This is a genomic window from Hymenobacter defluvii (assembly GCF_017589435.1).
Lineage (GTDB): Bacteria > Bacteroidota > Bacteroidia > Cytophagales > Hymenobacteraceae > Hymenobacter > Hymenobacter profundi.
The window spans coordinates 406,699-428,882 of record NZ_JAGETX010000001.1 but is presented as its reverse complement, the minus strand read 5'-3'; the positions used below and the strand labels follow the sequence as shown (position 1 = coordinate 428,882).

The 22,184-nt window shown below is 56.4% G+C and carries 13 protein-coding genes and 3 tRNA genes; 6 read left to right on the top strand and 10 right to left on the bottom strand.

From position 1 onward, the window contains the following. From J4D97_RS01665 to J4D97_RS01655, 3 genes are all read right to left on the bottom strand, one after another. Complete coding sequence (locus J4D97_RS01665) at positions 1–384, bottom strand: response regulator (protein WP_185283316.1); 384 nt, start codon at positions 382–384, stop codon at positions 1–3. A gap of 89 nt (positions 385–473) precedes the next feature. Then, complete coding sequence (locus J4D97_RS01660) at positions 474–986, bottom strand: chemotaxis protein CheW (RefSeq protein ID WP_185283315.1); 513 nt, start codon at positions 984–986, stop codon at positions 474–476. Positions 987–1,062: 76 nt separating this feature from the next. Continuing rightward, entirely contained in the window at positions 1,063–4,581 is a 3,519-nt protein-coding gene (locus J4D97_RS01655; RefSeq protein WP_208306093.1) for a HAMP domain-containing protein, read from the bottom strand. A gap of 345 nt (positions 4,582–4,926) precedes the next feature. On the opposite strand from J4D97_RS01655, the gene topA reads away from it, so the two are divergent. From topA to J4D97_RS01635, 4 genes are all read left to right on the top strand, one after another. Beyond that, complete coding sequence (topA, locus tag J4D97_RS01650) at positions 4,927–7,416, top strand: type I DNA topoisomerase (protein ID WP_208306092.1); 2,490 nt, start codon at positions 4,927–4,929, stop codon at positions 7,414–7,416. A 75-nt stretch (positions 7,417–7,491) separates the two neighbouring features. Beyond that, positions 7,492–8,184 carry an SIR2 family NAD-dependent protein deacylase gene (locus J4D97_RS01645; protein WP_208306091.1) on the top strand — a complete coding sequence of 231 codons (693 nt, stop codon included), beginning with the start codon at positions 7,492–7,494 and terminating at the stop codon, positions 8,182–8,184. Positions 8,185–8,243: 59 nt separating this feature from the next. After that, complete coding sequence (locus tag J4D97_RS01640) at positions 8,244–11,972, top strand: hypothetical protein (RefSeq protein WP_208306090.1); 3,729 nt, start codon at positions 8,244–8,246, stop codon at positions 11,970–11,972. A gap of 67 nt (positions 11,973–12,039) precedes the next feature. After that, positions 12,040–13,023 carry a phosphatase gene (locus J4D97_RS01635; protein WP_208306089.1) on the top strand — a complete coding sequence of 328 codons (984 nt, stop codon included), beginning with the start codon at positions 12,040–12,042 and terminating at the stop codon, positions 13,021–13,023. 189 nt (positions 13,024–13,212) lie between these two features. Here J4D97_RS01635 and ppk1 read toward each other — a convergent pair whose 3' ends face one another. Then, positions 13,213–15,549 carry a polyphosphate kinase 1 gene (gene ppk1 / locus J4D97_RS01630; RefSeq protein WP_243900086.1) on the bottom strand — a complete coding sequence of 779 codons (2,337 nt, stop codon included), beginning with the start codon at positions 15,547–15,549 and terminating at the stop codon, positions 13,213–13,215. Positions 15,550–15,698: 149 nt separating this feature from the next. Continuing rightward, positions 15,699–17,675: a DNA topoisomerase (ATP-hydrolyzing) subunit B gene (gene gyrB, locus J4D97_RS01625; RefSeq protein ID WP_185283311.1), complete on the bottom strand. Its 1,977-nt coding sequence runs from the start codon at positions 17,673–17,675 to the stop codon at positions 15,699–15,701. A 252-nt stretch (positions 17,676–17,927) separates the two neighbouring features. Between gyrB and J4D97_RS01620 the strand changes: the two genes are divergently transcribed. Next, complete coding sequence (locus tag J4D97_RS01620) at positions 17,928–18,140, top strand: hypothetical protein (protein ID WP_208306088.1); 213 nt, start codon at positions 17,928–17,930, stop codon at positions 18,138–18,140. A 97-nt stretch (positions 18,141–18,237) separates the two neighbouring features. Here the strand turns inward: J4D97_RS01620 and J4D97_RS01615 are convergent, their stop codons facing one another. Continuing rightward, positions 18,238–18,975 carry an SDR family NAD(P)-dependent oxidoreductase gene (locus tag J4D97_RS01615; RefSeq protein WP_208306087.1) on the bottom strand — a complete coding sequence of 246 codons (738 nt, stop codon included), beginning with the start codon at positions 18,973–18,975 and terminating at the stop codon, positions 18,238–18,240. A 52-nt stretch (positions 18,976–19,027) separates the two neighbouring features. After that, positions 19,028–20,344 carry a family 1 glycosylhydrolase gene (locus J4D97_RS01610; protein WP_208306086.1) on the bottom strand — a complete coding sequence of 439 codons (1,317 nt, stop codon included), beginning with the start codon at positions 20,342–20,344 and terminating at the stop codon, positions 19,028–19,030. A 301-nt stretch (positions 20,345–20,645) separates the two neighbouring features. Between J4D97_RS01610 and J4D97_RS01605 the strand changes: the two genes are divergently transcribed. Next, on the top strand, positions 20,646–21,716 hold the full coding sequence (locus tag J4D97_RS01605; RefSeq protein WP_208306085.1) for a 3-oxoacyl-ACP synthase III family protein: 1,071 nt from the start codon (positions 20,646–20,648) through the stop codon (positions 21,714–21,716). A 72-nt stretch (positions 21,717–21,788) separates the two neighbouring features. On the opposite strand, the gene J4D97_RS01600 is transcribed toward J4D97_RS01605, so the two are convergent. The 3 genes from J4D97_RS01600 to J4D97_RS01590 form a co-directional block, all read right to left on the bottom strand. Further along, positions 21,789–21,862 (bottom strand) — tRNA-Arg (locus J4D97_RS01600). Between the two features lie 52 nt (positions 21,863–21,914). Further along, positions 21,915–21,988 (bottom strand) — tRNA-Pro (locus J4D97_RS01595). Positions 21,989–22,090: 102 nt separating this feature from the next. Next, positions 22,091–22,178 (bottom strand) — tRNA-Ser (locus J4D97_RS01590). Positions 22,179–22,184 lie beyond the last annotated feature (6 nt).

Sequence of the window (22,184 nt, the reverse complement as noted above, 5' to 3'; positions counted from 1 at the left end):
TTAGGCTTCGCTGGAACCGCTGGTTTGCAAAGCGCTGCCCACAATTTCCAGCACTTTCTCCTCCGAGAAAGGCTTGACGATGTAGGCCGTAGCACCGCTTTCCAGAGCTTCATTCACGATTACCTCCTGCCCCACGGCGCTACACATCACCACTTTCACGTCGGGTTGGTCTTCGCGGATGCCTTTCAGCACGTCCAGGCCCGTGTTGTCGGGCAGAATAACGTCGAGGGTGATGAGGTCGGGCCGGGTAGCGGCAGCCATTTCCAGGGCTTGCTGACCGTTTGCGGCTTCGCCTACCACTTCGTAGCCCGCGTCGGTGAGCATATTCTTGAGCATCGTGCGCATGTAGAAGGAATCGTCTACAATGAGAATGCGGTTTTTCATACGAAAAGAGTGCAGTAGTCTGAGTTTAGAGAAGAGGGAGCAGGACAATGAGCCGCCCCGGCTCTTGTACGTAGGGAAACAGGCGAAGATTAGCTTTTTGCGGGTAGCTGCATGATTTCGGCGGGCGTCAGCAGCTTCAACATATCCAATACCACGATAATGCGCCCATTTACCTTGGCAATACCTTCGATGTATTTGTCGTGAATGTTTATGTCCTGAATAAATTCAGGTGCTTTTTCAATGATGGAAGCAGGAATAGACAGCGGCTGCGGCACCTCACGCACCACAATCCCGATGGTATACTCCTTACCCTCAATCGCCATCGTATAGCTAACAGCAGGCATTTCCGTTCCGGCAGAGCGCAACTGAAACCGCTCTTCTAGGTCGATAATCGTGATGATATCCCCCCGCAGGTTGGCAATGCCCTTCACGAAATCCGGCGTTTTGGGCATACGCGCTATTTCAGGCGTCAGCGTCACTTCCTTCACCTGTTCAATCCGAATCCCATAGTCTTCGTCGCCCAGGCGAAATACGATCAGCTGAATTAGAGGCTCCTGCTTGGTGGTTTTCTTTTCGTTGGTGGCGTTATCGGTGTCTGCCATTCAGCAAATGCTTACGGATGCGGTGTATAGGCCAGCCTGCATTCAGACTGGCCCACTCCCTACCCCAGGAGGTTATTTATTTTGTGCGCGCCTTACGTGTCGGTTTGGCAGAGGCAGATGCTTCCGGCTTGGTAGCCTTACTATCAGCCGAGGGCTTCTCGGTGCGAGCTTTCGCGCGGGCCGTTTTTTTCTGACCGTTGCTATTCTCGGTTGGTTCGGCAGATGCAGCAGGAGCCGTACCACGCCGAGCGGTCGGCGCTTCGGGCTTGGTCGGCCGTGAAGCGGCTGCCTGAGGCCGTTGCGGCGTAGCGCCATTGGTTGATTGCGCAGCAGCAGCGGCAGCTTTCGCTTGTTCACGCCGCCGTAGACCCAGGCGTCGCTGTGGCTCTGGTTCGGGTTCGGGCTCTGGTTCCTCCTCTTCCATCAGCAGGAAGGCCGCCAGTCCGTCTTGTAGGTCATCGGCAATGTCAGTTAGGTTCTGGCTGGAAGTCGTTAGCTCCTGCATGGAGGTAGAGAGCTGCTTGGCTGTGCTGGCTACCTGCTGGGTGCCAGAGGCCGTTTGCTCGGCAATGGCTACCACTTCCTCCACGTACTTCACCACATCGCCAATTGAGGCCTTTTGGATTTCGGTGGCCGTGAGAATATCGCGGGAAGTGCGCAGGGTTTCGCCGCTGCTGGTTGCAATATTCTTAAAGGCAGCGCTAGCCTCGAAGGTGGCGTTCTTGCCTTTCATTACGCGTCCTTCCATAGTGGAAATAGCGGCGGCGGCCGTTGTAGTGTCCTTCTTCACATCATCTACCAGCGTGCTGATTTCGTTGGCTGAGCGACGGGAGCTTTCTGCTAGTTTCCGAATTTCCTCGGCTACCACCGCAAAACCACGACCAGCTTCGCCAGCGCGGGCGGCCTCAATGGCTGCGTTCAAAGCCAGCAGGTTGGTTTGGGCCGCAATGTCGGTGATAACGCCCAGCGACGTGCTAATTTCCTGCGAGCGGGTGCTCAAGACTTCAATGGTGCGCGAGGTTTGGGTAGCGGCGCTGGAAATCTCTTCCATGTTTTTCACCACTTCCGCCACCGTTTTCAAGCCCAACTGAGAGGTTTGCTCACCCAGAATAGCGGCCTTAATCCCCACATCGGCTTTGCCGGCGGTTTCTTTGGTGGCCTGCATAATCTCTTCGATCAGCTTGAAGGCCTGATCAGTTTTTAGGGCTTGGTTCTGCGCGCCTTCGGCCATTTGCTGCATGGCAAGGGCTACGTCCACCGTTACGCGGCTCATCTCTTGGCCTTTCATGGCCATTTCGCCCGAAGACTGCCCTACTACCTGAGCCGAGTCGTTGATTTCGCCCAACAGCTCGTTCAGGTTTTCCACGGCCAGGTTCAGGGCACTCGACATGGCTTCGATGTCGCCAGCGGTGGGTACTTCCACGTGCTGGGTTAGGTCGCCCTCGGAGATGCCCCGCACTACGCGGCTCACTTCCAGCACCGGCGAGGCAATGGATTCGAGCAGGTCGTTGAGCGTATCCACCAGTTCTTTCCAGGAACCGCTCACGCCACCCACGGTGGCGCGCTCGGTCAGCTTACCTTCTACCCCAGCTACCTTGGCTACGCGGCTTACCTCCACAGCTAAGCGGTTGAGGTCAGCCACCATGCGGTTAATAGTATCGGCTAGATCGGCTACTTCGCCTTTGGCATCCAGCTCTAGGCTCTGGGTCAGGTCGCCCTGCGATACGGCCGTTACTACCTTTACCAGCCCACGTACTTGGGTAGTGAGGTTGGCAGCCATGGTATTTACGTTGTCAGTCAGGTCTTTCCACACACCACTCACGCCGGGCACACTGGCCTGGCCGCCTAGGCGGCCTTCAGTGCCTACCTCCTGCGCTACGCGCGTTACCTCGCCCGCAAAGATGTTCAGCGAGTCCACCATGCGGTTGAGGTTCTCTTTGAGCTGGAGCAGCTCACCTTTCACATCAACCGTTACTTTCTGACTCAAATCACCTTTGGCTACAGCGGTGGCCACGTTGGCAATGTCGCGCACTTGACTCGTCAGGTTCGAGGCCATCGTGTTCACGTTGTCGGTCAGCTCCTTCCACGTGCCGGCTACGTTGGGTACCACGGCTTGCCCGCCCAAGATACCTTCGGTGCCTACCTCCCGCGATACGCGCGTTACCTCGCCCGCAAATACGTTCAGCGAGTCCACCATCTGGTCCAGAATGTCTTTCAGCTCCAGAATCTCGCCCTTCACGTTCACCGTCATCTTCTGGCTCAGGTCGCCGCGGGCTACGGCGGTGGCTACGTTGGCAATATCACGAACCTGACTAGTCAGGTTGGAGGCCATCGTATTCACGTTGTCGGTCAGCTCCTTCCACGTGCCGCTCACATTCGGCACCACGGCTTGCCCGCCGAGCTTGCCTTCAGTGCCTACCTCGCGTGATACACGCGTCACCTCGTCGCCGAACGTGTTCAAGGAATCCACCATTTGGTTCAGAATGTCCTTCAGCTCCAGAATCTCGCCCTTCACGTTCACCGTCATCTTCTGACTCAGGTCGCCGCGAGCCACGGCAGTTGCTACGTTGGCAATATCGCGCACCTGACTGGTCAGGTTGGCAGCCATATTGTTCACGTTATCCGTCAGGTCTTTCCACACGCCGGCCACGCCGGGCACGCTGGCTTGGCCGCCCAAGCGGCCCTCGGTGCCTACCTCCTGCGCTACGCGGGTTACCTCGCCGGCAAACAGGTTCAGCGAGTCCACCATCTGGTTCAGGTTCTGCTTGAGCTGGAACAGCTCGCCTTTCACATCAACGGTGATTTTCTGGCTCAAATCGCCTTTGGCTACGGCGGTGGCCACGTTGGCAATATCGCGCACCTGACTGGTCAGGTTCGAAGCCATCGTGTTCACGTTATCCGTCAGGTCTTTCCACACGCCGCCCACGTTGGGCACGTTGGCCTGGCCGCCCAGGCGACCTTCAGTGCCTACCTCCTGCGCCACGCGTGTCACCTCACCGGCAAATACGTTGAGGTTGTCGATGGTTTTGTTGATGGTTTCGGCCATCAACTTGAAGTCGCCCGACACCGGAATCTGGAAGGTCTCGTCCAGGTTGCCTTTCGAGATATTCTTCAACACCTTGCCTACTTCCAACACCGGCACCGCGATGCTGTCCACTAGGCCGTTGATGTTGTTGATCATGTCGCGCCAGAAGCCAGAGGCATTCTCGGCCGAGGCGCGGGCTTTCAGGTTGCCCTCTACCCCGGCTACTTTGGAAATGCGCGACACCTCGCCCCCTACCCCGCTAATCATCTCCACCATGGAGTTGTAAGCCTCGGCAATGTCGGCGAAGATGTCGTTGTTTTGCTTGGTCAGCCGCACCGATATGTCGCCTTTCTTAAAGGCATCGAGGGCGTAGAGCACACGGTTGAGCTGGTCGTCGATGTAGGCAGCTTCCTGGGCGCTGGTGGCTTGTCGTTGCAAGCCGCGGGTCTGGCCTACGCGTCGGGCCAGACCCGCAGCCTTCTTTTCATCAACGGGCTTTACCGCCTGATCGGACTCCGGTGCGGACGGAGCTGGGTTGACCGTCGATTGGATATTCTTACCTGATGCCATATAATACGAGATGGGCGGGCTGAGAGCAATTCGATAAATCCTATCAGTTTGCGTGAGCACGACGGTTTTACCTGACTGGCAAAGGTAGTAAATACGTTGTTGGGGCGCACAGGCTTTTTTTGGGGAACGGCTTTTGTCAAAATGAGCAACGGCTGAACTACTTACACCCTCGCAACTGTATTTATCGGTGATACGCCGACCTAATGCGGACGAAGGGTAGCACAGTACATGACGCGGCACACCGGATTATTCCAGCATCTTTGCCCCTAAATCAACTTTTACTGCCCCCACCCGTTTTCTTAGTTGATACCCACCTCCAGTACCCCACCTCCGGGCTTTCTTCCTATGATTAAAAATCTAGTTATTGTTGAGTCTCCTGCCAAGGCAAAGACTATTGAAGGATACTTAGGCAAAGATTTCATTGTGAAATCCAGCTTTGGACACGTTCGCGACTTGCCGAAAGACAACAACGCTATTGATATTGCCAATGGCTTCAAGCCTACCTACGTAGTTTCGCCAGACAAGCGCGAGTTGATTTCGGAGCTGAAGAAATTGTCGAAAGAAGCCGAAACGGTTTGGCTGGCCAGTGACGACGACCGCGAGGGCGAAGCCATTTCGTGGCACCTCGCCGAAACGCTGAATCTCACCAACGCGAAAACCCGCCGTATCGTATTTCGCGAGATTACGAAGAACGCCATTCTCAATGCCATCGACTCGCCCCGCGAAATCGACCTGAATCTAGTAAATGCCCAGCAGGCCCGCCGCGTGCTCGACCGTTTGGTAGGCTTCGAGTTAAGCCCCGTGCTGTGGAAGAAAATCAAAGCAGGCCTGTCGGCCGGCCGGGTGCAGTCGGTAGCAGTGCGCCTGGTGGTGGAGCGGGAGCGGGAGATTCAGCAATTCAGCGTGTCGTCGGCGTACCGTGTGGTAGCCCGCTTCGATGCAGGTCAGGGCGCCGTGCTGGAAGCCGAGTTGCCTACCCGCTTCAAAACCCGTGAGGAGGCCGATGCTTTTCTAGCCCGTTGCGCAGGTGCGGTTTATACCATTGAAAACCTAGAGAAAAAGCCTGGTAAACGCTCGCCTGCACCGCCTTTCACTACTTCTACCCTGCAACAAGAGGCCTCGCGCAAGCTAGGTTTCTCGGTGGCCCAGACCATGAGCGTGGCTCAGAAGCTGTACGAGGCCGGCAAAATCAGCTACATGCGGACGGACTCCGTGAACCTGTCGGCAGAGGCGCTGGCTGGGGCACGAACGGAAATTACGCGGGCATATGGCGCCGAATATGCGCTGGAGCGCCACTTCAAAACCAAGTCGGCCTCGGCGCAGGAAGCCCACGAAGCCATTCGCCCTACAGATTTCTCGCTGGCTAAGGCTGGTAGCGAATCGGCCGAACAGCGCTTGTATGATCTGATCCGGAAGCGCGCCATGGCTTCACAAATGGCCGACGCGCAGATTGAGCGCACAGTTGCTACCATTGGCATCAGCACCCAGCCGGGCGTGACGCTTACGGCCACAGGCGAGGTGATTACGTTTGAAGGCTTCTTGAAAGCCTATGCCGAAAGCAAGGACGAAGGCGACGAAGATGCAGACACTGAATCTTCGTTTTCGCGCGGCCTACCCCCTATCACGGTCGGACAGCGCCTACCCCTGCAACTGCTGCGGGCCACAGAGCGGTTTTCGCAGCCGCCAGCACGCTACACAGAAGCTTCGCTGGTGAAGAAACTGGAGGAAATGGGCATCGGTCGGCCTTCTACCTATGCGCCTACCATCTCTACCATTCAGAAGCGCGGCTATGCCGAGAAAGACTCTCGCGAGGGCAAGGAGCGCAAGTTCCACGTGCTGACGCTGGACGGCGACGCAGTGAAAACTGAAGTGAAGACCGAAACCTACGGCGCCGACAAAGCCAAGCTGTTCCCGACGGATACGGCCATGATTGTCAACGACTTCCTGGTTGACCACTTCCCGGTGATTGTGGACTATCAGTTCACGGCCAAGGTAGAAGACGAGTTCGACCAGATTGCCAACGGCCTGGAGCAGTGGGAGAAGATGATTGGTGACTTTTACGGCACCTTCCACGAAACTATTGAGCGTGGCCAGGATATTGAGCGCAGTACCTTGGGCTCGAATCGCGAGTTGGGCACGCACCCCGAAACCGGACAGAAGATTACGGCACGCCTGGGCCGCTTTGGGCCCTACGTGCAGATTGAGCCGCTGGAAGGCGCGCCCGAGGACGAAAAGCCGGTATATGCCAGCTTGCGTAAAGGGCAGTTCATCGAAAACCTTACCGTAGAGGAAGCGCTGGAGCTATTTAAGCTGCCACGTATAGTAGGGCAGTATGAGGATAAGGACATGACGGCAGCCGTGGGCCGCTTCGGTCCGTATATTCGCCACAACAGCAAGTTCTATTCCTTGGGCAAAACTCAGGACCCGCTATCCATCAGCGCTAACGAGGCCATTGACCTAATTGAGGCCAAACGGAAGGCCGATGCGGAGCGCTTAATTAAGGAGTTTTCGGAAAACCCGGAAGTACAGGTGCTCAACGGTCGTTTTGGACCGTACATCGTGGTAGGCAAGAAAAACGTGAAGATTCCGAAGGGTGAAGAGCCCGCCGACCTCACGCTGGAACGCTGCCTGGAGCTAGCCGCCGCTACCCCCGACAAACCCGCCAAAGGCGGGCGCTTTGCCAAGAAAACCACTCCTGCGGCCGACGCCACCGAAACCGCCGACAAGCCGGCGAAGAAGGCAGCTACAGCGAAGAAACCTGCCGCTAAAAAAGCAGCGCCAAAGAAGAAAGCGACGGGCGCTACTGCCAAGAAATCGGCAGCCAAGGCCAAATAACTTACCTCTTTCTGCGTATATAAAAGGCCCCAAGCAATTGGGGCCTTTTTCAATTTTAACTAAGTGAGTTGTTTGATGAAAAAGAAAATTGTAGCCCTAACGGGCGCCGGAATTTCGGCCGAGAGTGGCCTGGCTACCTTTCGTGGGTCCGATGGGTTGTGGGAAGGCCACCGTGTGGAGGACGTTGCCACGCCCGAAGGTTTCGCCAAAGACCCTACCCTGGTGCTGGAGTTCTACAACCAGCGTCGCCGCGCTGCCCGCGAGGCGCAGCCCAATGCGGGGCATTTGGCCTTGGCCGAGTTGGAAAAGGATTTCGACGTGGTGGTGGTAACGCAGAACGTAGACAACTTACACGAGCGGGCCGGGAGCAGTCACATCATTCACCTGCACGGGCAGCTATTTGAGTCGCGTAGCACGCGCCACGAAGAGTTGGTGTACCCTATGACGGGCGACCGGATTGAGCTAGGCGACCTGTGCGAGCGGGGGCACCAGCTACGGCCCAACATTGTGTGGTTTGGCGAGGCCGTGCCGCTGATGGAGCAAGCCGCTGCGGAAGCGGCCACTGCCGATGTCTTTTTGGTGGTCGGCACATCGTTGCAGGTGTACCCAGCGGCGGGCCTGGTCGATTATGCGCCGCGCTACTGCCCGGTATATGTTATCGACCCGCACCAGCCGCCCTTGACCAGCCGCCGCCATGTGCACTTTATTACGGAGCCGGCCAGTACGGGTATGGCTCGGGTAGCCACTCAATTGCGGGCTATGTTCTAATGAATTTCTAATCTACTTTTCAGTTGGCTTTTCGTAAGAACGGTTTCACCCTCCGTTCTATGCTAAAACTAATATCCTCCCTGTTGGCAGTTTTGCTACTGTCAACCAATCTCTTACATGCTCAATCTTCAGCTTCCCCTACCCATACGGTTTATCTACTAGGCAACACCGCCACGGCTAAACTGCCTACCACCAGTCATCTCCAAACGCTACGGCATACGTTGGAGCAAACGACGGGTACTTTCACGGTAGTGCACCTGGGCGACGTTGTGAGCAACAATGGCCTGGGCAGCAAGAAAGACTCGATGCGGGCCGGCGAAACCGAACGCATCGACGCGCTGATTGGCCTAGTGAAAGACCTACCCAACGGCCGCATCTACTTCGTGCCCGGCGATAAAGACTGGGACAACTCCGGTCGTGACGGTCTGAAGCGGGTGCGCCGGCTGGAAAAGTACATTGAAAAGCAATTGGGCGGGCAGGATGCATTCCTACCCAGCAACGGCTGCCCCGGCCCCGACATCATTGACGTGGCCCCCAATGTGCGCCTGGTTGCCATCAACTCACCCTGGTGGACGCATCCCTACCACAAACCCGAAGCACCCGATACGGACTGCAAAACCTTAACTCAGGATGAGTTTCGGGAAGAATTGCAGGATGCGCTGGAAGAAACCGACGGCCGCAACGTGCTGTTGCTGGGCCACCAGCCGGTGATTAGCAACGGCATTTACGGCGGGCACATGCCATTCAGCCGCCACCTGCTGCCGCCTGTCTTTGGTACGCTCTACGCTGCTTACCGCCAGAACGTGGGGGCTCCGCGCGACATGGCGAATCCGGCCTATAAGGAGTTCACCAAGCAACTGCTGGCTACACTCCAGGAAAACCCCGGCCTGATCTACGCCGCCTCGCACGACTACAGCCTACAACTCAATCAGTTCCAAGGCAACTACCATCTGATTTCGGGTAGCTTCGCGGAAAACAAGCACGTGGGCGTCAATGGCAAGTCGCTGTTCAACAAATCGGAGGAGGGCTTCTCGAAGCTGGAGTATTTCGCCGATGGCACCGTGAAGGCTTACTTCTACACATTTGATGCAGCTGGCTCCACTGCGAAGGAAGCGTATGCCAACACGGTATTTCAGTCGGCGTGCCAAGAGCCGCGCCTACCCAACGTGCCGGTGAATGCCTACATACCGGAGTGCCCTTCGGCGCCAAAAGGGGTAGCGGCTCCTAAGCCCGATGCTCCTGCTCAGGCAACCGTAACGGTAGCACCCGGCCCGCAGTACGCGGCCGGTGGGTGGCGGCGCTTCTGGATGGGGCCGCTGTACCGCACCTCCTGGACGCAGCCGGTGAAGGTGAAAACGCTCGATTTAACTACCGAAAATGGTGGTTTGCGGCCCTTCGGGCGTGGGGGCGGACGCCAAACTACCTCCCTCAAGCTTATTGCCGCCGACTCGTCGGAGTACGTGTTTCGGTCGGTGGATAAGGATGTGACGCGCATTCTGCCGCCGGAACTGCGCGGTTCTGTAGCCGCCGACATTCTGCGCGATATCACACCTACGGCGCACCCCTATTCGGCATTGGTTATTAGCTCGATGCTGGACAAGACAGACATTCTGCACGCCCGGCCGCACCTGTTCATCCTACCCGACAACCAGCAACTAGGCCCCTACCGCGAAGACTACGCCGACTTGCTGGGCACGCTGGAAGACCGACCCAAAGATCCTAAGCCTAACCTACCCGGCTTCGGCAACTCCGATAATGTGCGGCGCTCCGGCAGCTTCTTCCGACAGCTCTACAAGGATAACGACAACCGCGTAGATGCCTACCAACTGGGCAAGGCCCGCGCTTTTGATATGCTGGTGGCCGACTTCGGCAAGCACCAAGACAACTGGAAGTGGGCTGGCTATGACAAAGGCAAGAAGACCATCTACGAGCCCATTCCGCGCGACCGGGACCAGGCGTTTACCAAGTGGAATGGGATACTCACCTACCTCGCCAACCGTGAGTGGGCCGTCCCGAGCATCGAGGATTTTCAGGCCGAGTTTCATGATATGAAAAGCCTAAACTGGCCGGCTCGTCACCTCGACCGATTCCTGTTGCAGTCGCTGAACCGCGAGGACTGGCAGCAGATTGGCCAGTACATGCAGCAGACCATGACGCCTGCCGTCATCGATGAGGCCACCGCTACCCTACCCCCCGAGCTGAAGGAAATTTCCACGGATGAGCTGAACCGCAAGCTAAAAGCTCGCGTGCAGGAATTACCCAAAGCCCTGGACGAGTACTACTTACTGTTGGCCAAGCGTGTGGACGTAGTAGGCTCCAACAAAACCGAAGTGTTCCTGGCCGACCGCCTACCCGATGGCAACTTGCGCGTACGCATGTACGACAAGGACAAAGACAAAGCAGACCAGCTCGGCGAGCTGCTGTTTGACCGCACGTTCAAGCCCAACGAAACCAACGAAGTCTGCCTATACGGCCTCGATGGCAAGGATATTTTTCGGGTGACCGGCGAAGCGCGCAAGAGCGTTCTGCTGCGCATTATTGGCGGTGAGGGCAAAGACCAGATCGTCGATAACTCCCGTGTAACGGGCCTGCGCACGCTCACCAAAGTGTACGACGTGCCCGACACGGACCTGCAACTGGGCAAGGAAAGCGACAACCGCACCTCTACCCGCCCCGGTGTGAACCGCTACGACCGAGAGGGTTTCGAGTACGACAGCTACCGCCCTAGCGCTACGCTGGGCTACAACCGTAACGACGGTTTTATCATTGGCGCGGGTATCAGCTTGTTTCAACAAGGTTTCCGCAAGCCCGATTTCAAGAATATGTATACGCTGGATGTGCGCGGATCCAGCAACGGCAACTTCCAAGTAGGGCTGGCCACGCGCTACCGCTACGCCATCGGGAAGTGGGATATTGGCGCCCGCACCGAGTACGGCAACTATTTCCCGTACTACAACTTCTTTGGGCTGGGCAATAACTCGGCGAAGGATGAGGGCTTGTACGACGCGAAATACTACAAAGCACGCTATAAAGGCTTTACGCTCGGCGGCTTTTTGGAGCGTACGTTCTTCAACAACAAAAGCACGTTCCGCGTTGGCCCTACCTACGAGCAGTACACCAGCAGTTTTTCCGGCAATAGCTACCTGGGTGATTTATTGCGCAACCCCACCACCGATCTACCGATACCCAACACGGATTTTCAGCGTTTGATTGGGCTGAATGCCTTGTTTGATCTGGATTTGCGCGACCGGCAGACGTTTGCCCAGCGCGGCGTGCGCCTATTGGTGCAGCACGACAGCTACCACCAGCTCAACCGGGCCAAGGGCAACTTCGGCCTCACGCAGGGCTTCGCTGAGTACTATGGCACCGCTCGCATTGGTATTCCAGTGACGCTGGTGGTGAAAGGTGGCGGCGCCAAAAACTACGGCGACCGGGATGAAATTCCGTTCTACAAATACACCAGCCTGGGCCTAGCCGAAAACCTGCGCGGCTACTACCGCAACCGCTTCACCGGCGACGCCAGCCTATACCTGAACACGGAACTGCGCTTGGCGCTGGGTCACGTGCAAACGTCGTTCCTACCCTTCTCCTACGGCATATTTGGCTTCTACGACCAGGGCCGGGTGTACTACCGCGGCAGCTCGCCCGATGGCTGGCACCGCGGTACCGGCGCCGGTTTCTACGTGGCGCCCGTTACCGACCAATTGGCGTTGTCCATCTCATTTCAGCACTCCAAGGAGCAGAACGTGCTGTTCCGATTTGGGGTAGGCTTCCGCATCGATCAATAGCACAAGCGGGTCATTTTGGACTCAACGGCTATATTTGAGCACTTTTCTCTCACTTTCCCCTCTCTTTATGGAATATCCACTGCTGAAACTGGCCGCTATTGATATTGGCTCCAACGCCGTCCGTTGCCAGATTTCGGCAGTTCTCCTCTACGAAGGGCAGTTTCGGCTCAAGCGCGTGGAGTACGTGCGCTATCCCATGCGCTTGGGCGAAGACGTATTCGCCACCGGCCAGATTTCGGCGCCCAAGGAAGAGAAGTTTGTGAAGTTTCTGCACTCGCTAAAGCTGCTAATGGAGGTGCACGACGTGGCCCACCACCTTATTTGCGCCACGTCGGCCATGCGCACCGCCACCAATGCCCCCGGCATCGTAGAGCGGGTGCGCAAGGAGCTGGGGCTGGAAATTCAGGTGATTGATGGGCAGGCCGAAGCCGCCTACATCAACCGCGTGATGGAGCACCTGCTGGAAGATAAAAAGCACTACCTCCACATTGACGTGGGCGGCGGCAGCACCGAGTTCAACATTTACCACGACCGCCACAAGGTGGCTTCTCAGTCATTCGAGGTGGGCTCTATCCGGCGCATGCAGCAAGCCGAGCAAGGCGCTGACGGCGCCGCTCTGGAAAGCACCTGGGACCGGATGGAAGCCTGGGTGCGGGAAAATGCACGGCGCTACCACGTCACGCGGGCCATTGGCACGGGCGGCAACATTGGCAAGATTTACAACATGATCAAGCCCGCGGCCGGCACGCCTATCACTCGCAAAACCATTGCCGCTACCCTGCGCGGCCTCGAAGCCATGACCATGGACCAGCGCGTGAACGTGGCCATGCTCAACCCCGACCGCGCCGATGTTATTCTACCCGCTGGCAACATCTACCTCTCGGCCATGGAATGGGCCAATATCAACACCATGCAAGTGCCTGACATTGGCTTGAAAGATGGTATGATGCAAACCTTGTTTGAGGATCATTTCGAGGAAATGCGCCCCGCTTCCTACCACACCGGCCGCATGCCCTTCCCCAACCTGCAAAGCAATCCTACTACGGAGTAGTGGTGAAGTTGTGAGTTTGTGAATTTGTAAATGCAAAAGCGTCTGTCATCCTGAGCGGAGCGAAGGACCTTCTCACGCATGAACGACAGACGTAACAACGACTCGTTCTGCGGGCATAAGGTCCTTCGCTCCGCTCAGGATGACAGACGCTCTCGCATTCACCATCTCACCATTTCGCTACCTCACCTTTTAGTCCTTGCTCGGCCCTAAATGATGGTTTGGCGTTTCCAGCATTTCTTCCGATTCGTCGCATTCTTCTTCGCCCAGGGCGGCCACGGCCAGCGGGTCAAGCAGCTCGTCGGCGGGCACTTCGGGGGCGGTGCCGGCTACGGCGGCCTGCTGGGCGGTGGCCATCACCGACTCGGTGTGGCGGCGTTGCTTGTCCAGTAGTTCCAAGAGGCCTTCGGGCGTGGCATTGGCCAACAGCTCCGCATCAGGCACGTAGAAGGCCCGGTGAATGTCGATGGCCGCCTCATCAGCGCCCGGTTTGAGGCGCACGTAGGCCCCATCCTCGCGCATGAGGTAGGAATTCTGGTTGTCCAATAGGTTCATCATCAGAATGCTGATGGCCTCGCGCTTGAGCTGCGGGTTCACAATCAGGAACAGTGCCTCAATGCGCCGGTCGAAGGAGCGCACCATGATATCGGCCGAGCCGGCGTATACTTTCGGCTGCCCGGCCTGGTGGAAGTAGAACAAGCGCGAGTGCTCCAGGTAATCGCCCACAATGCTGCGCACCTCAATGTTCTCGCTCAGCCCTACCCTACCCGGCCGCAGGCAGCAGATGCCGCGCACCACAAACCGGATGGGCACACCGGCCTTACTAGCTTTGTAGAACTCGTCTATTATCTCTTTGTCTTCCAAGGAGTTCATCTTCATCACAATGCCGCTGGGCAGGCCCTTTTTGGCATTCTTCACTTCCTCCCGAATCAGGTGAATGAGCTGCTGGCGCATGTCTTTGGGCGCCGTGATGAGGTACTCGTAGTCGTCGGGCTGGGAGTGGCCGGTGATAACGTTGAAGAATTCCGACACGTCGTGGCCGTACACGTCGTTGGTCGTCAGCATGCTCACGTCGGTGTAGAGGCGCGAGGTTTGCTCGTTGTAGTTACCCGATCCGATGTGCACGTAGCGCGTGACCTTCTCGCCTTCCTTGCGGATGATCTGCAACATCTTGGTGTGGGTCTTGTACTTCCCTACCCCATAAATTACGAAGCAGCCAGCCTTTTCCAGCTTGGCGCCCTCGCGGATGTTGCGTTCCTCATCGAAGCGCGCCTTCACCTCAAACAGCACCGACACGTGCTTGCCGTTCTCGGCCGCCTTCAGCAGTGCCGCCGACACGCGCGAGTCCTCGGCCAAGCGGTAGATAGTTTGCTTGATACCCAGCACATACGGGTCTTCGGCGGCCTGCTCCAACAGCCGCACCATGGGCTCGATGCTGTTGTAGGGGTGGTGCAGCAGCACGTCGTAGTGCTTGAGGTACTCAAACAGGTTTTCCTCGGCACCTTCGGGTAGGCTAAGCGGGGGCACGGCCGAGGGCATTCGGGCTCCCTTACCCCGGAAATTGGGGTGCTTCAGAATCTGAAACAAGCCTTTCATATCCATCAATGAATTGATAACGAACACGTTGCCGTTATCAATCTTCCACCGTTCCTTCAGCACGTTCAGCAGTATCGGCGAGGCGTTTTGCTCGATTTCCAGGCGCACTACCCTACCCTTCTTGCGTGTCTTCAGTCCCGACTGAATTTCCTTGATGAAGTCCACGTCAATGTCGTCTGACTCTTCTAGCGTGAAATCACCATTGCGGGTGATGCGGAACAGGTTGGCCGCCAGAATGTCTACGTTGCGGAACAGCTTGGGCAGGTTGGCCCGCACAATCTCCTCGATGGGCACAAACAGCACCTTATCCTTGCGCGACAGCTCGAAGAAGCGCGCTAGGTTCTGCGGAATCTGCACAAAGGTGAGGCGCTCCTGCCCTTTTTCCAGGTCGCCGTCGCCTAGGCTGCCGCTGCCCGCCCGCGTCACTACCCCAAAGATGAGCATCTGGTTCATCATCATTGGGAAACCGTGGTAGGAATCGTATACCATGGGCGTGAGCAGCGGAAACACCGTGTTTTTGAAGTAGCCATCGGCTTTTTTCAGCTCGGTTTCCGTCAGATCCTCCATTTTCAGAATGTTGAAGCCATTCTTCTCGAACAAGGGCTTCAGCTCATTCAAAAACGTGAGCGACTGGTCGTTTACGAAGCGGTGGGCAAAGTCCAGCAGCTTGCGCCGGAAGGGCAGCTCGCGCAGGCCGGAGTAATCGATGCGCTCCTTGCCGTAGTCGAGGTAGTTGTACAGTGACCCTACCCGAATCATGAAAAATTCGTCGAGGTTGCTGGAAGTGATGGCCAGGAATTTCAGACGGTCGAACAGCGTGCGCGCCGTGTCCTTCGCCTGGTCGAGCACGCGGTAGTTGAAGCGCATCCAGCTCAAATCGCGGCTGATGTACTTGCTTTTGCGGATGAGATCGGAAGATTTAAAAAGCTTCATAGAGTAAATAGGGCGGGCTACGGAAAGAGAATTGGCAAGATACACGCTGTATTACCAGCTTCTGTTGTGCCAATCACAATAAATCATACGAAAGCGCAGCAGATACATCCAAAGAAAAAGCCCGCTGATCGGCGGGCTTTTTCGAATCACTATACGTCCAATTTGGCGTACTTGGCGTTTTTCTCGATGAACTCGCGGCGGGGTCCTACCTCGTCGCCCATCAGCATCGAGAACAGGTGGTCGGCTTCAGCGGCCGATTCCACCGTTACTTGCTTCAGGGAGCGGGTTTCGGGCTGCATGGTGGTTTCCCAGAGTTGCTCGGCGTTCATCTCGCCCAAGCCTTTGTAGCGCTGCACGTTCACCGATTCGGGCTTGCCTTTGCCCATTTCTTCCTGTGCGTCCATGCGCTCCTGCTCAGTCCAGCAGTAGCGCTCCTCCTTACCTTTTTTCACGAGGTAGAGCGGGGGTAGGGCAATGTAGATGTAGCCCCGGTCCACCAGCTCGCGCATGTAGCGGAAGAAGAACGTCAGAATCAGCGTGCGGATGTGCGAGCCGTCGATGTCGGCATCGGTCATGATGATGACCTTGTGGTAGCGCAGCTTGTCGATGTTCAAGGAGCTATTGGTGGTGCCATCGTCTTCACTCACCTTCTTCTCCATGCTCACGCCCAGGGCCGTAATCATATTCCGAATTTCCTGGTTTTCGTAGATGTGGTGCTCCTGCGCCTTCTCCACGTTCAGGATTTTACCGCGCAAGGGCAAAATGGCCTGGAAGCCCCGGTTACGGCCCTGCTTGGCGGTACCGCCAGCCGAGTCACCTTCCACCAGATACAATTCACAGATAGCAGGGTCCGTCTCGGAGCAGTCGGCCAGCTTGCCGGGTAGGGCCGTGGAGCCCAACACGGTCTTGCGCTGCACCATCTCGCGAGCCTTACGGGCCGCAATGCGCGCCTTAGCCGCCAAAATCACCTTCTCAATGATGATGCGGGCTTCCTTGGGGTTTTCTTCCAAGAACTGGTTCAGGATTTCGCCCACTACCGTGTTCACGGCGCCGCTCACGTCGGAATTACCAAGCTTGGTTTTGGTTTGGCCCTCAAACTGCGGCTCCTGCACTTTCACGGAAATAACGGCCGTGAGGCCCTCGCGGAAGTCGTCGCCCTGAATCTCAACCTTGGCCTTCTCCAGCATCCCCGACTTATCGGCGTAGGCCTTAAGCGTGCGGGTAAGAGCCGCCCGGAAGCCAGCCACGTGCGTGCCGCCCTCGTGGGTGTTGATGTTGTTGACGTAGCTGAAGATGTGCTCCTGGTAAGAGTCGTTGTACTGCAACGCTACTTCTACCGGGGTGCCACCCTTCTCGCTCTCCACGTGAATGGGGCGGGGCATGAGCACCGTACGACCATTGTCGAGGTACTGCACAAACTCCGACAGGCCACCGTGCGAGAAGAACTCCTCGCCCAGGTAGCTGCCATCTTCCTGCTGCTCGCGGCGGTCTGTGAGTACAATGCGAATGCCTTTGTTGAGGTAGGCCAACTCGCGCAAACGTCCGGCAATAGTTTCGTATTTGTAGACCGACTCGGTGAAGATGGTATTGTCGGGCAGGAAGTCAACCTGCGTACCATGCTCTTCGGTTTCGCCGATTTCTCTAACAGGATACTGCGGGAAGCCAATTTTGTATTCCTGCTCGTACATTTTGCCTTTGCGGCGCACGGTCACTTTCAGGTCCTGGCTGAGCGCGTTCACGCAGCTCACGCCTACCCCATGCAAACCGCCCGATACCTTGTAGCTGTCCTTGTCGAACTTGCCACCGGCGTGCAGCACGGTCATCACCACTTCCAAGGCCGAGCGGCCTTCTTTCTGGTGAAAGTCGACGGGAATGCCGCGGCCGTTGTCGCGGACGGTAATGGAATTATTTTCGTTGATGGTGACCTCAATTCGGTCGCAATAGCCGGCCAGGGCTTCATCAATGGAGTTATCTACTACTTCCCACACCAAGTGGTGGAGGCCTTTCACACCAATATCGCCAATGTACATGGCCGGGCGCTTGCGCACGGCTTCGAGTCCTTCGAGTACCTGAATGCTATCCGCGGTATACTCCACGGGGACTTTATTTTCGGTGGTTTCGCTCATGTGTCGCTTGTTGTTTCAGCGCAAAGTTTAATAGACAAAGATACCGATTTTATCCGGTTTTTGCCAGTTTTAGTCCGGTTTACAGCCCGTAAGCGTTGCTGTTAAATTGGGGGTTACTGCGGCCGCCAATCAGCTGTTTTTTCTGGGTAGGGAGCTGCTATCTGGGGCTGGCAACGGGTAAGAACGCACGGCTCAACTTGTAATTATAAAAGTATATCGATATATTAAGCTTCTCACCAAACTCCAACTGCCATGGCTACTCTACTCGCGCTTGCTGGTCGGCCCACGAAGGTTCGGCGTCTTCTGTCACTGAAATGGCATCGCTCGTCGCTGCTCACTACAGTGCACCAGCTCCATAAAGCAGAGCGCCTGCGAAAACAGCAGGCGTTGCAGGCGCAGGAAGAGTCGCGTTGCTTTGGCTATGCCTGGGTGAGTGCCTGCCAGGGCTTTGCCTCCATTTTCTGATTTCACTTTCCTGAGCTTATACGAAAGCCCGCTGCTACCTAGTGTAGCAGCGGGCTTTTGCGTGGTGGCCGTTTTCAATTGGCCATTCGTTTGGCTCTTACAGCTGGGCCAGGCGGCCGCCGTCTACCCGAAGTAGGGCGCCTTGTATAAACGCGGAGTCGTCGGAGGCGAGGTAGGCAATGGCGGCGGCCACGTCTTCAGGCTTGCCCACGTTAGCGGGGTCAATCTTTTCTACCCCACTTTTGATGTTGGGATTGTCCCAGAGCATGGGCGTGTCGATAGCGCCCGGCAGCACGGAGTTCACCCGGATGTTCTTAGGCTGTCCTTCCAATGCCGAGGAGCGCGTGAGCGACAGCACCGCCGCCTTAGCCGCTGCATAGGGCGCTACCAGCGGGCTGGTCTCTATGGCGTGAATGCTGGATACATTGACAATGGTGCCGCCCTTGGGCATGTGTAAAAACGCCTGCTTGGTGAAGTAGAACGTGCCGAGCAAATCTACGCTTAGTACGCGCATCCAGTCGTCGCCGGTGAGTTCTTCTAGGGGCTTAAAGTCCATCAGGCCGGCGTTGTTGATGATAACATCCAGTTGTCCGAAATGCTTCAGCGTACTAGCCACGGTGGCTTCCACCTTCTTTTCCTTAGCTACGTCGCATACGCTGGTCCACACGCCGGGGGCGCCGGCGTCTTTCACTGTTTGCGCCGCCGCTTTCAGTTTATCATTATCGAGGCCTACCAACATCAGGCGGGCACCTTCTGAGGCCAAGCGCTTGGCCACGGCTAAGCCAATGCCACTATCACCGCCGGTTACCAGCGCTACTTTATTTTCAAATCGCATGCTCTACTTGGTTCGTATTCTGAAAAGAATCGGGAGGGTAAACTCGACAGTACTACGGCTCCGGGGAAGGTGTGTTGGCCGGCGCGGTCGATTTATCGCGTTGCGCCTGTTTAGCCTGCGTTTTCTTTTTGCGCGCCCACTGCTCGTCGCTTTCGCTGGGTAGGATGATGGGCACCTGCAAGCACACACTCTGGGCGGGTAGTACTTGGCGCCAATCGTGGATGAGCTGCTTGTAGGCCTCCCCTACCGGCCGGATGTTGCGGTCGAGGTCGTAGAGGCCCAGGGGGTTCACATGGCCGTTATTTTCGCGCAGAGCCGTATCCCAGTCTACTTGGTCGGTGAGCGAGTACCAGGTGAAGCCCACAATGGGCACGCCGTCGTTGCGCACGCGCAGCACGTTGGCCCACTCCTTCCAGAGCCACTGCACGGCCTCGTCGCCGTTGGGGCCTTGCCAGAGGTTGGTTTCGGTGTGCATTACAGGGAGGCGGTACCGGTCGTGGTACTGTTGGGTGATGACGTGGTAGCCAAATATCTCGCCCGACGCGGTGGTGCTGCCATCGGCACGCACGCGATGCTCGTTGGTCTTGTAGTAGTCGTTGCCCATGATGCAATGGTGCTTGAGGTTGCTCTTCAAGAAGAAGTGGTATTCCTCGCGCGTCATGCCATTATCCAGCAGATACTCATACATCTCGGAGTCTACCCGCCGCCCGTAGTTCAGGTCCAGCGACAGAAACCGCTTGGCGTTCAGCAGCTCAGCGGGCTTGATGGCCGCGGGGTTCTCGGCGTGGAAATACTCCGACGACTCGCTCTGGATAAACAGCGCATCTGGGCGCACCTCTAGGATGGCCTGCATGGCTAGCACGTTGGCTTTCACAATGTATTTGAGGGCCGTTACGAAAGCCTGGTCGCTGGCCAGTTGCTCGTTCCACCAGCCATAGAGGGCCGAAAACTCGGCGCAGATATACATTTCATTGACCGGCGTATAGAGCTGTACCCACGGAAAACGCTCGGAAAACGCCCGCGCATATTGCGCGAAGAGGGCAGGAAAATCGCCATTCTGAAAGTTCCCTACCCAGTCGGGCACACCGAAGTGGCATAGGTCTACGATGGGCACAATGTCGCGCCGCCGCAACTCTCCAAACGTTTCATCCGCAAACGACCAATCGTACTTGCCCGGCCCTAGAAACGTGGTATGAATGGGCGGCCCATAGCGCAGAAATGAAATTCCCAGCTCTTGCACCAGGTCAAAATCGGTGCGCCAGTGCTTGTAGTGGCCGCATTTTTCCAGCTCATCTACCCGCTCTTTTCCGTTTTGGATAGTGGGGTTGCTGTTTTCGATGCCAGTAGCGAAGAGAAATTGGGAGGACATGGGCGGACGTAAATCGTGATGAGAAAGGGTAGGCAGTTCTCGGATACGTACCACTACCAGCAGTTTTCTTAGCAAATACTGCTTTTGTTTTGGTCACGCTGTTTTGCCAAACGCAGGTCCCTACCGCCGTGTGGTTTGGCCTCTAGAACCATAGCAGATTTTCAGCCGCAAGGCGTTACACTGCCTGTTTTCGCAAGAAATAATAGTAAATCCGATTAGGGGCTCAACAATAAGTGGTATCTATGGGTTTTCAAGCAATACACTGCCTACCCTTGGCGGTCATCACATCCCTCCTATCTCAATGATCCGATCCATCATTGCAGCTACGGGCAGCTATATCCCGGACACGGTCGTTGACAACCAGGACTTCCTAGCAACTCGTTTTTTTTCGGCCGAAGGCGCCGAAATACAACAGGCCCCAGCTACCATTCTGGAAAAATTCAGCGCCATTACCGGCATTCAAGCCCGGCGCTACGCCCACTCCGACCACACGGCGTCGGACCTGGGCTTTCTATCCGCACGAGAAGCCCTTACCAGCTCCGGCATTGACCCGGAAACGCTTGACTATATCATCGTTGCACACAATTTTGGTGACGTAGTATCGGGCAGCAACCGCGTGGATATGGTGCCGTCGCTGGCTTCGCGCATCAAGGCCCGGCTGGCCATCCGCAACCCCGATTGCGTGGCCTATGATATGGCCTTTGGCTGCCCCGGCTGGCTGGAGGCCTTGGTGCAAGCCAGCTACTACATTCGCTCCGGCGACGCTCGGCGCTGCCTCGTTATCGGCACTGAAACCCTTTCCCGCATCGTTGACCCACACGACCGGGACACTATGCTGTTTAGCGATGGTAGCGGGGCAGTTATTCTGGAAGCCACCGAGCAGGAAGGCATTGGCATTCTGTCCCACCACACCCAAACGCACGCCCACGAGTATGCCAGCCTCTTACAAATGGGCAAATCCTATAACCCGGAAAGAGCCAACGACCCAGACCGTTATATGAAAATGAACGGCCGCCGGCTCTACGAGTTTGCGTTGCAACACGTGCCGCTGGTTATTCAAACGGCACTACAGAAAGCCAACGTGCATCTTAATCAAGTGCGCAAAGTGCTCATTCACCAAGCCAATGAGAAGATGGATGTGGCCATTTTGCAGCGTCTCTTCAAGCTCTATGGGGAAGAATGCACCAACCAGGAGCTGATGCCCATGACCATCAGTTGGTTGGGAAATAGCTCGGTTGCCACCGTCCCTACCTTGCTCGATCTGCTTCAAAAAGGTCAGCTCCCCGGTCACCGCATCGACGCGGGTGACGTAGTATTGTTTGCTTCCGTGGGAGCCGGCATGAATATTAATGCACTGGTGTATCAGTTCTAACAGAACTTTTATAGCATATTTTTTATAGAAAAGGCCCTTAGCAGTGCGCTAAGGGCCTTTTTCGTTCTGCCGTGGCCCCGATGTGATTCGAACACATGACCGGCTGCTTAGAAGGCAGCTGCTCTATCCAGCTGAGCTACGGGACCAAAAACAAAAAGCCGGCCGTCCGGCTAGGCGGACGGCCGGCTTCAGCACGGGTCGGGGTGGCAGGATTCGAACCTGCGGCCTCCTGCTCCCAAAGCAGGCGCGATACCGGGCTACGCTACACCCCGAAAAACAATTAAGAATTATGAATTAATAATTAGCAATTAAAATCAACTCTGGTAGACCAGATGATTTTTAATTATTAATTCATAATTCTTAACTACAAACAGCGGAGAGAGGGGGATTCGAACCCCCGGTAGCCTTTAGAGCTACGGCAGTTTAGCAAACTACTGGTTTCAGCCACTCACCCATCTCTCCAGAAGA